Annotated in this window: 10 protein-coding genes and 1 pseudogene; 7 read left to right on the forward strand and 4 right to left on the reverse strand. The window is 41.7% G+C overall.

Features of this window, described 5'->3' with window-relative positions:
* Positions 1 to 151 precede the first annotated feature (151 nt).
* Both RMY63_RS32490 and RMY63_RS32495 read right to left on the reverse strand, forming a co-directional pair.
* The gene (locus RMY63_RS32490) at positions 152 to 358 is read right to left on the reverse strand and encodes a hypothetical protein (protein WP_322732649.1); all 207 of its coding nucleotides are present in this window, start codon (positions 356 to 358) and stop codon (positions 152 to 154) included.
* A 106-nt stretch (positions 359 to 464) separates the two neighbouring features.
* Positions 465 to 4,283: a filamentous hemagglutinin N-terminal domain-containing protein gene (locus tag RMY63_RS32495; protein WP_322732650.1), complete on the reverse strand. Its 3,819-nt coding sequence runs from the start codon at positions 4,281 to 4,283 to the stop codon at positions 465 to 467.
* Positions 4,284 to 4,893: 610 nt separating this feature from the next.
* Between RMY63_RS32495 and RMY63_RS32500 the strand changes: the two genes are divergently transcribed.
* Positions 4,894 to 6,198: a Tudor-knot domain-containing protein gene (locus RMY63_RS32500; RefSeq protein WP_322732651.1), complete on the forward strand. Its 1,305-nt coding sequence runs from the start codon at positions 4,894 to 4,896 to the stop codon at positions 6,196 to 6,198.
* Positions 6,199 to 6,602: 404 nt separating this feature from the next.
* Here the strand turns inward: RMY63_RS32500 and RMY63_RS32505 are convergent, their stop codons facing one another.
* Positions 6,603 to 7,004, reverse strand: coding sequence for a DUF4288 domain-containing protein (locus RMY63_RS32505; protein WP_322732652.1), 402 nt, complete (start codon positions 7,002 to 7,004; stop codon positions 6,603 to 6,605).
* A gap of 723 nt (positions 7,005 to 7,727) precedes the next feature.
* On the opposite strand from RMY63_RS32505, the gene RMY63_RS32510 reads away from it, so the two are divergent.
* The 6 genes and pseudogenes from RMY63_RS32510 (at position 7,728) to RMY63_RS32530 (ending at position 11,615) form a co-directional block, all read left to right on the forward strand.
* Positions 7,728 to 8,846, forward strand: a complete 1,119-nt coding sequence (locus tag RMY63_RS32510; protein WP_322732653.1) for an aminoglycoside phosphotransferase family protein — start codon at positions 7,728 to 7,730, stop codon at positions 8,844 to 8,846.
* Entirely contained in the window at positions 8,843 to 9,382 is a 540-nt protein-coding gene (locus tag RMY63_RS32515; RefSeq protein WP_322732654.1) for a DOMON-like domain-containing protein, read from the forward strand. Before RMY63_RS32510 ends, RMY63_RS32515 begins: the two co-directional genes overlap by 4 nt.
* Before the next feature lie 334 nt (positions 9,383 to 9,716).
* Positions 9,717 to 9,977 (forward strand): bacteriocin, encoded by a 261-nt coding sequence (locus RMY63_RS32520; RefSeq protein ID WP_322732655.1) that lies wholly within the window; start codon positions 9,717 to 9,719, stop codon positions 9,975 to 9,977.
* A 246-nt stretch (positions 9,978 to 10,223) separates the two neighbouring features.
* A pseudogene (locus RMY63_RS41965) lies at positions 10,224 to 10,283 on the forward strand (chaplin family protein); the annotation flags it as partial.
* Between the two features lie 21 nt (positions 10,284 to 10,304).
* On the forward strand, positions 10,305 to 10,640 hold the full coding sequence (locus tag RMY63_RS32525; RefSeq protein WP_322732656.1) for a rodlin: 336 nt from the start codon (positions 10,305 to 10,307) through the stop codon (positions 10,638 to 10,640).
* Positions 10,641 to 10,697: 57 nt separating this feature from the next.
* The gene (locus tag RMY63_RS32530) at positions 10,698 to 11,615 is read left to right on the forward strand and encodes a peroxiredoxin family protein (protein ID WP_322732657.1); all 918 of its coding nucleotides are present in this window, start codon (positions 10,698 to 10,700) and stop codon (positions 11,613 to 11,615) included.
* Positions 11,616 to 11,678: 63 nt separating this feature from the next.
* Here RMY63_RS32530 and RMY63_RS32535 read toward each other — a convergent pair.
* A partial coding sequence (locus RMY63_RS32535; protein ID WP_322732658.1) for a DUF433 domain-containing protein occupies positions 11,679 to 12,099 on the reverse strand: 421 nt, incomplete at its 5' end.

Raw genomic sequence — 12,099 nt, forward strand, 5'->3', positions numbered from 1 at the left:
GAATTCAATAAACGACTACCCGAATTCAATAAACGACTACCCGAATTCAATAAACCACTGCCCGAATTCAATAAACGACTGCCCGAATTCAATAAACGACTGCCCGAATTCAATAAACCACTGCCCGAATTCAATAAACCACTGCCCGAATTTAATATAGAAACTTAGCAAATTTGCTTTTATTAAACATAAAAGTGATGGCTTTGCCAACGCCTGCCGTAGGATGCCCAAAGGGCTGTAGGGCGATCGCAAGAATTGAACTGATACAAAGCGTAGACGCTACATCGGTGAGGGAGTCGCAGTCTTCTCCCAAGGGGAGACAGCTAGTAGGGGCGGGTTTCCCGACTTGAGGAGCCACTGCGTTGCGTATTTTCCCACCTTGAAGCAAGTGGCGTGCGACACTGATTGTTTTTATGACTCTTGGGTTTCATCGGAATTCCTCTCCCGGCTCTTAGGGTAACGAATTATTGACTACAGGACATGGCAGAAGGAATAGAAGAACTTTGCTCAGATTGAGCCACAAGCATAATATCACCGTTACCATCAACGATCCATCCTTGAGCCTCCACAATCGGATCGCTAGATTTGGTCATAGATGCAGTAGATAATTTATCCGTGATGGCTGTTACTTGTGCGGGCAAATCTACCCAACCAGTAATTACTGCTCGTCCCCGCAACGGCTCATTAGGACTTTGGGGTAATCCACCTCGTCCGGTGGCGATAAAGCTACTGGCGTTTTTTCCTCTTCTAGGAGTGCAACCTTGGGCAATTTGTTGGGATGCATCTATGAGGTTAGAGGGTAGTTGAATTAAGCCGCGACTGGGGTCAGTATCTGGACTGTTGATAGTTACTTCCCCACTCACTCCCAATGGTGAACTTGCTGTAATATCGCTCTTTTCGGTTAGGCTTTTTTGCGGGAGAATACCGAAAATACCGTTTGTTGTAATGTCAACTCTACCACCAATCCCTGTAAAGGCGTTAGCGCTGATATCACTATTTTCTTTGGGAACGGCGACAATGAAAGGGCTATTAATGGTGATGTTACCGCCATTGCCACCTAATTTTTCTGTACCTGCGTTGGTGGAAATTTGACTGTTGCGACGGAGTAACAGTAAGTCGCTGTTGAGGTTGATATTACCACCGTTACCGGATGCAGATTCGGCGTTGAGTTTGCCTTGGTTGTCTAAGGTAATTTTGGGTGAGTTGATTTCGATGTCGCCTGTGATTCCTGAACCTGTGGAACTGACAAATAAGCCACTGTTAGCACCAATATTTAGTACGTTGTCAGGAAAGTTAGTAACTCGGTCATCATAACTAAAGTCACTACCACTAATTATTAGTTTATCAGTAGCATTGACAGTTATTTTACCTGCACTTCCATTGCTTGAGGTAGTCGTGGTGAGTTGTCCACCATTGAAGGCGTCAAAAATATTTGCATTTACCGTAATATCGCCACCCTTTTGATTATTTCTAGTGCCTGCATCCAGTAAAGCGCCATCTGATACGCGAAAGATATTGGTGTTTACAGTAATATCGCCACCTTTGCCTTGAGAATTAAAATCAGTAGATGTGAATAAACCACTAGATAATCCTGTCTTTTGATTAGTCCCAGAAACAGTTATCGCATCTTTTGCATTGATGCGAATATTCCCCGCATTTCCCTGTCCAGAAGTTGAGGCAGAAAGTTGAGCGTGATCACTTAGAGAGAAGTCACCAGAATCGATAAAAATGTTACCTCCATTCCCAACAGTCCCCGTTCCCACATTGCTGCGAATCCCACTTGGAATACCGTTTTTTTCCCCAGCAATATTAACAGCACCTGTTACCAAAACATTGACATTGCCCGCATCCCCTCTTCCTCCTGGTTGGGTATCAGATGCTTCACGAGTAATGGTTAGCAGTTGAGCGCCATCAGTGAGTGACAACGTTGCTGCATGAATGTCGATATTGCCACCCTTACCTACACCTCCTGTTTCCACGGTGCTGAGGATATAAGCATTACCTGCAAGGGAGACAGCATCTTTTACACCCACTGTCACATTCCCCGCATTCCCCTGTCCAGAAGTTGAGGCAGAAAGTTGAGCGTGATCACTTAGAGAGAAGTCACCAGAATCGATAAAAATGTTACCTCCATTCCCAACAGTCCCCGTTCCCACATTGCTGCGAATCCCACTTGGAATACCGTTTTTTTCCCCAGCAATATTAACAGCACCTGTTACCAAAACATTGACATTGCCCGCATCCCCTCTTCCTCCTGGTTGGGTATCAGATGCTTCACGAGTAATGGTTAGCAGTTGAGCGCCATCAGTGAGTGACAACGTTGCTGCATGAATGTCGATATTGCCACCCTTACCTACACCTCCTGTTTCCACGGTGCTGAGGATATAAGCATTACCTGCAAGGGAGACAGCATCTTTTACACCCACTGTCACATTCCCCGCATTCCCCTGTCCATAAGTTGAGGCAATAAGTTGAGCGCCATCAGTGAGTGACAACGTTGCTGCATGAATGTCGATATTGCCACCCTTACCTACACCTCCTGTTTCCACGGTGCTGAGGATATAAGCATTACCTGCAAGGGAGACAGCATCTTTTACACCCACTGTCACATTCCCCGCATTCCCCTGTCCATAAGTTGAGGCAATAAGTTGAGCGCCATCAGTGAGTGACAACGTTGCTGCATGAATGTCGATATTGCCACCCTTACCTACACCTCCTGTTTGCACGGTGCTGAAGATATAAGCATTACTTACAAGGGAGACAGCATCTTTTACACCTACTGTCACATTCCCCGCATTCCCCTGTCCACCGGTTGAGGCAGAAAGTTGAGCGTGATCAGTGAGTGACAACGTTGCTGCATGAATGTCGATATTGCCACCCTTACCTACACCTCCTGTTTGCACGGTGCTGAAGATATAAGCATTACTTACAAGGGAGACAGCATCTTTTACACCTACTGTCACATTCCCCGCATTCCCCTGTCCAGCGGTTGCGGCAACAAGTAGAGCGCCATCAGTGAGTGACAACGTTGCTGCATGAATGTCGATATTGCCACCCTTACCTACACCTCCTGTTTGCACGGTGCTGAAGATATAAGCATTACTTACAAGGGAGACAGCATCTTTTACACCTACTGTCACATTCCCCGCATTCCCCTGTCCACCGGTTGAGGCAGAAAGTTGAGCGTGATCGCGTAATGAGAAAGAACCAGAATTGATTGTAATGTTCCCCCCATTGCCTTTTGATCCAATATCCGCTCGATTGATAACTATGCTCTCAGCAACTTTGATTTCCCCGGTAGCATTCAGCGTAATATCTCCCCCAATTGTTTCAGGTGTCCCCAAACCTCGCCCAATACCAGCACCTAGAATACTTCCTTCCAATATTTCTAGATTTCTGGCATTGACTGCAATATTACCGCCACCAGCCCCTTCTACGTATATCGCAGCTTGATTGGTCAGGGATACTGAAGCTCGCGCAACATTCTCAGGAAATTTTAAGCTGAGATTATCGCCATTTAAAAGAAGATTGACATTTCCAGGTGCTGCTAACCCTCCTAATTCAACTCTCCCACTATAAGCATTTAACTTCCCGCCATCCATGCTGACATTACCGCCCACTAGCAGCAAACTTTTACCATCTCCTACTCGTAAACCAAATGTATTAAAACCTGCGGGAGTTATTCCTGCTGGTGCGACTGAGTTGTTTTGAATCGGTGCAGCAGCAATTTGATTAAACAACAATGCCGAAGGATTAACTGTTAGTAATGAGGAAGGAGTCTGAGGATTTGTTGCACTAAATTCCAACCCATTGCCAAATACAAAAGAATTCGCCGTACTTGCTACAAAGGAACCCGCCACATCCAACCGTGCATTGTTCCCAAATAAAATGCCATTGGAATTGATCAAAAACAAATTTGCACCACCATTCACCCCCAAAGTGCCGAGAATATTGGAGATATTACTTCCTGTCACCCGTGTGAGAATATTGGAGATTCCCGTGGGATTGGCAAAATAAACTCGTTGGGATTCTCCGACATTAAATTCCTGGAAACTATGGAATAGGTTTGCACCGCGAATTGTTCCACCATCAATGCGGTCAGCAGCACTACCTTTAATATTGACATTAGATGTTATTGAAGAGCGATCGCCCAATGTTCCATCAGGGGTAATCTGGGCTAAAGCGTGATTTTCAAAACAAAATATGACATGAGCAAGTACTTTAGTAATACTAAAAATTATTAATAAACCTGAGTACCAATTCCTATCTCCACAGATTGTCATATCACAACCAGCCTCGCTTGCTCATTTCCTATCTGTGAATATGCAATCAATTTATTCAGGACTTACGCAGCGATAATTGGTCATTGCGTACCGCCAAGGGCGGAACCCGTAGGGTACGAAACGCAGGTAGTGAAGCAATCCCAGTCTTGATGAGATTGCTTCGCTTCTCTTTGCTACGCAACGCTAACGCGAACGAGAGGCAACTCTTGGAGACGCTCTTGCTAGCTTGCTTAAGAGCAGGGGTACGCCAACGCGATCGCTCGCAATGACGTAAATACGTTACCTTTGTGTAAGTCCTGTTATTGATAAATTTTTCTACAATTAATTTCAGCAGATATTTGAACTAGATAAGAGTAAAGTTTTTAAAACTTAAAATTAGGTATGGGAAGCGATCGCATCCATCACAGACTCAAGCTGTTGATTCAGCTTTGCATTTAGGATGCGATCGCCTGTGCAATATCTTTAGGTGTAACCTCTATTACTAACATCGTTATTTTTTGGTCAGGTCAGGGAACTCTATAAATACGGTTCAGTAATTGCCCAGCGCTGACCAGATTTGGGCTGCTCTGAACCGTGTTGTAACGATATCTTGAGTTTTGAGGATCGGCTGATGGATAAATCAATTATTCAGTTGGTTGACGAATTACCGACTGACAATATTACTGTCAAAGTTTTAAAGGCTCTTGATTATGTCGCACCAGGTGAATGGAGCAATTTGACAGGGTTTGACAATAATATCTGCGCCATTACTGGAGAAACCGATGCTAAGGTAATTCAAAAAATCCGCGATCGCGCTGCTACTTTATACGTAGATCCTCAACAAGGCTACCAGTTTGCAATCAAACTTTATCAAACAATTGATAAGGCAGACACAGCTATGGCAGCGGCGGCTTTAGCGAATAAAGTTAGTGAGAAAATCGGCTTTCTTTCTTTTTTAGGCAAAATTACTCCCAAAGCCGATGTCACCCAATCCATTGATTTGGTACTAAAAATCGCCGTCGAAATCATCGCCTTTTGCAAACTAAACGGCATTCCTCAACCTAATCCCCAAGAGTTTGCTAATTCCCTTGCTAACAACTATCAAAATGCATCCCTAATGCGGATGGTAGCTCTAGTTTGTCTAGACGGAATTCTGCCCTTGGGCCCTGACTTTCTCAGCAAAATTCACGGAGTTATTAGTGGCACTGATGCTGGCGCAATAACTCAAAATCCGGTTTTCTTAGCCGTTAATAACTTTCTTCCAGGCAGTAATCCTTCTGATAAAGTTGGTTTTATCAGTCAGGGTTTCAACTCCGTGCAAGGCTGGATGAATAATTTAGTATCCAAAACAGGCATAACCCCGCAATCAATTTCTAGTAATTTGGGTAATTTTATTCAGATTGCTGATGATAATTTAGATTTAGTTGCAGCATTCCTAGATCAAACTACCAATTACTACGAGCATACAGGAATTCAAACTGTCGTTCGCAGTTTGATTTTGCAAGCATACACTCTAGTAAAAGAGGAAATCAAACTAGAGGAACAAAAGCCGATTCAAGATGTCTCATCTGCGGTTAAATCAGATAAGAATCAGTATGAAGTCAGCAAAACAGTAGAAGTCTGGGATAATGATGATGAGGATTGGTATCAAGGAACTATTGAGAAAATCCAAGATGACCAGTTCTTTGTTCATTACCTTGGTTACGGTTCATCTTATGACGAGTGGGTAGGCGAAGATGACATTCGGACTCGCGATCTTCGCTCCACTGATGAAAATGGATATGCAGTAGGTCAAAAGGTAAAATGTTGGGATGATGACCAAGAAGCTTGGTATTCCGCAACAATTGAGCAAATCCAAGGTCAGCAATACTATCTTCACTACGTTGGTTATGACTCATCCTATGACGAGTGGGTTGATAACGATGAGATTTCCTAACTGTTGAGTTAGCACGGGGCCGGCGAGAGCGATATCTCTGATGGGCTGTTCGGTGACGCGCCCTGTGCTAGCATATAGTACTTTTAAAAACTCTTGACTTTTTTTCATTAATAAATTAAGTTGCTCTGTAACCCTATAAATATTACTTCTTTCTTTTTAACTTTTTACTTTTACCTTGTTTGGTCATCTAGCTTTCTACTGGATCGAGGTTATTGTAAGTTCAAGGGTTTAAGACCCCTACATCTATATGTAGCACCAGTTTCAGTCGGGGTTTAAATCCCCGTCTGAAATGTTTTTAATTTTGAATTTTGTTAGCGCAGCGTTAGTGAGTCCGCGTACTCTTACAGAGAAGCAAGCTACGCTTTTAGCGTCTCGTAGAGAGCGTCATTTTGAATTTTGAATTGTTAAAATTCCTCTTTAGACAAGAATGGTTCAAATGAATGGTAAGCCTCATAATTACGAAAATGTCTAGCGTATAAGTCAACACCATCACTAGTTGAGTCAAAGTCATTATCCAATACTGAATTTACATCTACCACCTGTTTCAAAGACCAGGTAATAGTTTCTCCATCCTGATTTTTATAGCTTACTTCTTCTTTTTTTGCGTAACTTATAGCCTTTGTTTGAGCTTTCTCTAAAGAGCTAGCTTTGAGCAGCACAAAGCATTCCTGGTATAACGGTTGATAATCCGGTGCATTGGAGGATGATTCATAAAGAATTACCGCAATGTAAAAGGATTCTGTTTCATCTGCACTTTCGGGTTTCATCCAATATTCTCCGACACTACTTTTTGAATCTACCATCATTCAATAACTTCCAAGCCCTTTTACCAGCGGCTGAGCTGTTGTTTTTGATGTCTTCTAAATAAGAGTTTAAATACTCGCTGGGAAATTCCCGTCTAATTGATGCTTTGCGGCACGCACTAATAAAAGTATCAGCGAATAAACTTAAGTTTTCATTTGCTTCACAACTCCCACCCGGTCTAACTTGACTTATTACTGAGGACAGCTTGAATAAATATGTATTCTTGAAAGTATATGTCACAGTTTGGGAAGGGGTGGCAATCGGTTGCAGAAGTAATCCCACAGCTAAAAAACCAATAAGTGGGTTGCATAGACGTTTTTGTAGCATTATGATGAAATTTAAGCAAACTTGATAGAAATCCTAGTTTCTCTAGATATCATTAATACCGTAATTTCTGGTAAAAATTTATAACCATGTTCAAAAAGCTACATTTATCACAATCAGCTAAGTGATATTTCTAGCTACTGACAATTGCAGGTGCTTTCATCGTTAATAGTTCAGGTTAATTACTAATGAGAAATTCATAGACACTGTAATTGATAATTCATAATTATGTTTCATCTGGATATTTTCACCTCGCCTGAAGCAAGACTGCTTGTACAACCAGGGGAATCAAACACTTTTTAATTAATTAAGAGTTACGAATTATTTGGACACTTACGCTACGATATCCCCTATTGCCTTCGTGCAATGAACGTGAGGAGTAGTGCAGGTCAAACACGAACATGACAGAAGAATTTAATACACAGGGCGCAGAAAATTTAGTGGCGATCGCTAACCAATTCGCCCAACTGGGGAAGGTTACAAGCGTTAAAGTATTTGGCAGTGGTAATATAAATGACACCTTTTTAGCAACTCTAGATTCCCCAAATGAACAACATTTTGTCCTGCAACGCATTAACACACAGGTGTTTCGTCAGCCACAACTGATTATGCAAAATATGCGTACCTTAACTGAACACGTTCAAAAAAGGTTGCAGGATATCCCCCTTAATCGTCGCTGGGAAGTGCCACGGGTACTGTTGACCAAAAACGCTCAAGACCACTGGAAGGATGCAGATGGCTCATTTTGGCGGGCAATCAGCTTTATTCAAGGCTCCGAGTCCTTTGATAGTATACGCGATCGCTCCGACGCGAAAGAAATCGGTTATGCCTTGGGAATGTTCCACAATCTGATCAGCGATTTGCCAGCAGAAAAACTTGCTGACACCCTTAAAGGGTTCCATATTACACCGTTTTATCTCCAGCATTACCAGGAAGTTTTGCCGAAAACTAGTGCGCCTCAATCTTCTGAAGTTAATTATTGCTTACAGTTTGTTAGCGATCGCCAAACCTTTGCACATATTCTAGAAAATGCCAAATCTGAAGGCAAGCTACCCCTACGTCTGATGCACGGCGATCCCAAAATCAACAACGTTATGTTTGATATTGTTACCCAGCAAGCCGTCAGCGTCATCGACCTCGACACCGTGAAACCCGGTCTGGTACATTACGATATTGGTGATTGTCTGCGATCGGGTTGCAATCCTGCTGGTGAAGAAACCGAGAATTGGGAAAGTATTTATTTCGATACCGATTTGTGTCGGGAAATCCTTCAAGGTTATCTCGCTGTGGCTAAGGCATTTCTGACCGAGAATGATTATGCATACATCTATGATGCTATTCGTCTAATTACTTTTGAACTAGGACTGAGATTTTTTGCTGATTATTTAGCAGGTAATGTCTACTTCAAAGTTAAGCACCCAGAACATAACTTAGCAAGAGCGATCGTCCAGTTTAAGCTTACCGAAAGTATTGAATCTCAAGAAACGCAGATTTGCAACATTATTAAAGACATGAAATGAGGAAACAGACATTTTCCCTGCAACCCTTTCCTTCTACTGAGTACTTTCCTAATTTGAAAATTACAGGCAATATCTCCCGAAATGCTAATCAACTTGCCATCTGCTACAACCTTGGAGGCGACTTAAAAAAAATTGCAATTTCCCCACCATCAAATGCACCATCACGCAAGCACGAATTGTGGGAAGACACTTGTTTTGAATTCTTTCTTGGCATCAAAGATTCTGCACGGTATTGGGAATTTAACCTTTCTCCCGCCGGACACTGGAATATCTATCGTTTTAATGGGTATCGTCAAGGGATGCAAGAAGAAATAGCTTTTCAAAAGCTACCATTTAATGTTCAGAATCAAGCCGACGGTTTAGCACTTGTGTTGGATGTCGATTTGAGTAAAATAGTCTCGGCAGAACAAGAAATTAAAGTTGCAATTACTACCGTTATCAAACACAGAGATGGTGAGGTGACTTACTGGGCGTTAACTCATCAAGGCGCGGAGGCTGACTTTCATCTCCGAAACAGCTTTATTATAAGGTTGTAAGTTATACCTAAAATAAATCTTAGAAGACTAATAGGGTATCGACTCTTGAGTGTCAACTCATTTCTAACTGCTATAGAAGTCTTTTAACTGTTAGTTTGACATCTCTAAGTAAAAAAAGTGGGAAAAGTAGGAAAAGTAGGATCTTGAGTACAAACTGTTGACAAGCTGTCAAATAACCTGTTAGTTTTCAAGTGGCTATCAGGCACAATAAATTGAAAAATAAACGGCTTATGCCTTATCAAATAGGAATCATCTATTTTTTGATAATTCATGTAAGAGAGTCATAGCACACTCAATCACACAGGTTGAAAACAACTAAAAAGAGTCAAATTATATGTTAAAAATATTTTCAACAAAGAAACAAGCAACAAAACAAGTACCTACAGTCACTCAAGAAGATAGGGAGTTGTTTGAAGAACTAGAATTATTTGAAGAATTGAGCGATGCAGAATTAATGGCAGTAGTCGGAGGCTTGGGGGTCGAAGCAAAAGTAATAGGCCTGTCTTTAGAATGTGTACAGCAGACCGTTACATGTTTGGGTGCGCAAAGCTTGCCAGGTTGCACTGAATTAATAGTTTGTGAAGGACAAGCTTGAAAAACACATTATACCAGTTTGTGGTAATATAGCAATCCGATTTGATTTCTGAATTACTCGTAGAGACCGGGGACTGCGGACTGGGGGGTGGGAAGAAGAAATAAAGGTGTACCTAGCTTCGCAAAAATCAAATATGAGTCCTATATAGCAATCACAATTGAAACGTGAGAAAATCCTGAAATAAAAACTACCTATTTACAAGCTTTTCAGCCATTTTCTTTCTCACAACTGGTTTAGGATTTCTATAGTATCGGTGTAATTGCTCTACTTAACCCAGCTTTTGGGAATACTTGTGTAAATGCTTAACAATTTGCACTCTAATAACTTATGATAAACAACAAAATTGCTGACTTGGAAACTGGCTTGTTTGAAGAATTGAGTGATGCAGAATTAATGGCAGTAGTAGGAGGTCTAGATTTATCTCCTCAGCAAGCCCTAATTCAAGGAAGTTTGAATCAACCATGTATAGCTTTACCTGCTAAAGCTAATGTTCAATCCGTACTTGCTTTAGTAAATGTAGGAGTTCAAGATATTCCTGTTTTAAGTTCCCCACAAAATCAACAATGTACAGAGAATTCAACACAAGCAAAAGGAGATGAACCCCTGTCACACATACTAGATAATATACCAGTTTTGTCTGGAAATGGTTCTCTCGGTAGCTGAAACTTAGATGGGATAATAGCTATTGACTATTATGATTAAATAGCGATCGCCAGCATTATGTATTCAATTTCTGTTATAAGTTCTTTGGTGGTTGGCAGTGTATTTCTGGTGACTGGTGTTGTCAAAGCACTCGCACCCACAAAGTTTCTTATTCACATCAGTCAATTGCGGTTATTTCCGCAAAAAGTAAATATCGGTGCAGGGATCGCTTTTACAATTCTAGAGTGCGTCCTGGGAATAGCCCTGATTTTGCGTCTGTTTCCCCAGTGGCTATTTATCGGTACAATTGTTTTACTATTGCTCCTATCAAGTTTAACTTATTGGAGTACTTCGACCAAACGCACAGATGATTGTGGTTGCTATAACGGTCTAATTGACATCAGTCCCAAACAAAGTTTACTCCTCAATGCTCTCTACATTACTTTGATGGGGTTGGCTTGGTTTTATCCGGTTGCTGATATTTTAACTGTTTCGCAGCAAGTGACAGCATTATTGATTTCTTTAGCAACAAGTAGTCTATTAACTGCTGTTTCATATATATATTACTGGAAGAAGAAAAAACCTATTTTAGACTTAGATCCGCTTAAGGTTAATCGTTCTTGGCAACCACAATGGCTAAAGGAATATGCCGAAAGCTTAACAACGGGAGAAAAACTGGTTGTGTTTTTAATGCCTGGTTGTCCAACATGCAAAAACTGGCTCAAAGTGCTAAAAGTGGTTCATCAAAGAACTGATTTACCTGATGTAGTAGCTGGAGTTCCCCAAACATCAGAACAAGTTGAAGAATTTGTTCAATCTAATAATATCAACTTTCCGGTAGTGGCAATGAGTCCTACTGTAGTGGCACGCTTAACCAATGCTTTTCCCACTGCTGTATTGTTAGAGGAAGGTATAATTCGAGAGAAATGGTTAGGAGTAATGCCGCTAACCTTTGTGAAACGCGTTAAGCCAAGCTTATCTGTTCCTAGCAGCTAGCCGATTGCGCAAGCCTTGTGGATCAAATTTTGCTTGATTCATTGCCCGAATCTCTTGTGACTGTTACTGTCGCTGTTGCAAGTAGGCTTCTACTTCTGCCTGGTGATTGAGATAGAAGGCGATTGTGGCGTAAACATCGGCCAGATTCAGCGATGGATAGCGATAAACAATTTCCTCTGCTGTCGCGCCTTGCTTAAAAACAGCAGCTATAGTATCCAATGTTATACGAGTGTTTCCCACGAGAACTACACCATCTTTATTCGATCTCAGAGGAGCAGGTTCAGCAATAATCGCTAGTGTCATGAGCGCCTTCAAATTCATTGTTTTGATAGTAGCAAATCGGCTTTGCATTAAGAATACTGAAGCCACTTCTCCCAAGTCTGTAGCGACTACTCCCAAGTCTGTAGCGATTACTCCCAAGTCTGTAGTGACTACTCCCAAGTCTGTAGCGACTACTCCCAAGTCTGTAGCGACTACTCCCAAG

The sequence above is a fragment of the Nostoc sp. ChiQUE01b genome, from assembly GCF_034531255.1.
GTDB lineage: Bacteria > Cyanobacteriota > Cyanobacteriia > Cyanobacteriales > Nostocaceae > Nostoc.

Excerpts from the sequence above, each read along its gene's own strand:
- RMY63_RS32495 (WP_322732650.1), bottom strand. The coding sequence starts at position 4,283 with ATGACAATCTGTGGAGATAGGAATTGGTACTCAGGTTTATTAATAATT.
- RMY63_RS32500 (WP_322732651.1), top strand. The coding sequence starts at position 4,894 with ATGGATAAATCAATTATTCAGTTGGTTGACGAATTACCGACTGACAAT.
- RMY63_RS32505 (WP_322732652.1), bottom strand. The coding sequence starts at position 7,004 with ATGATGGTAGATTCAAAAAGTAGTGTCGGAGAATATTGGATGAAACCC.
- RMY63_RS32510 (WP_322732653.1), top strand. The coding sequence starts at position 7,728 with ATGACAGAAGAATTTAATACACAGGGCGCAGAAAATTTAGTGGCGATC.
- RMY63_RS32515 (WP_322732654.1), top strand. The coding sequence starts at position 8,843 with ATGAGGAAACAGACATTTTCCCTGCAACCCTTTCCTTCTACTGAGTAC.
- RMY63_RS32520 (WP_322732655.1), top strand. The coding sequence starts at position 9,717 with ATGTTAAAAATATTTTCAACAAAGAAACAAGCAACAAAACAAGTACCT.
- RMY63_RS32525 (WP_322732656.1), top strand. The coding sequence starts at position 10,305 with ATGATAAACAACAAAATTGCTGACTTGGAAACTGGCTTGTTTGAAGAA.
- RMY63_RS32530 (WP_322732657.1), top strand. The coding sequence starts at position 10,698 with ATGTATTCAATTTCTGTTATAAGTTCTTTGGTGGTTGGCAGTGTATTT.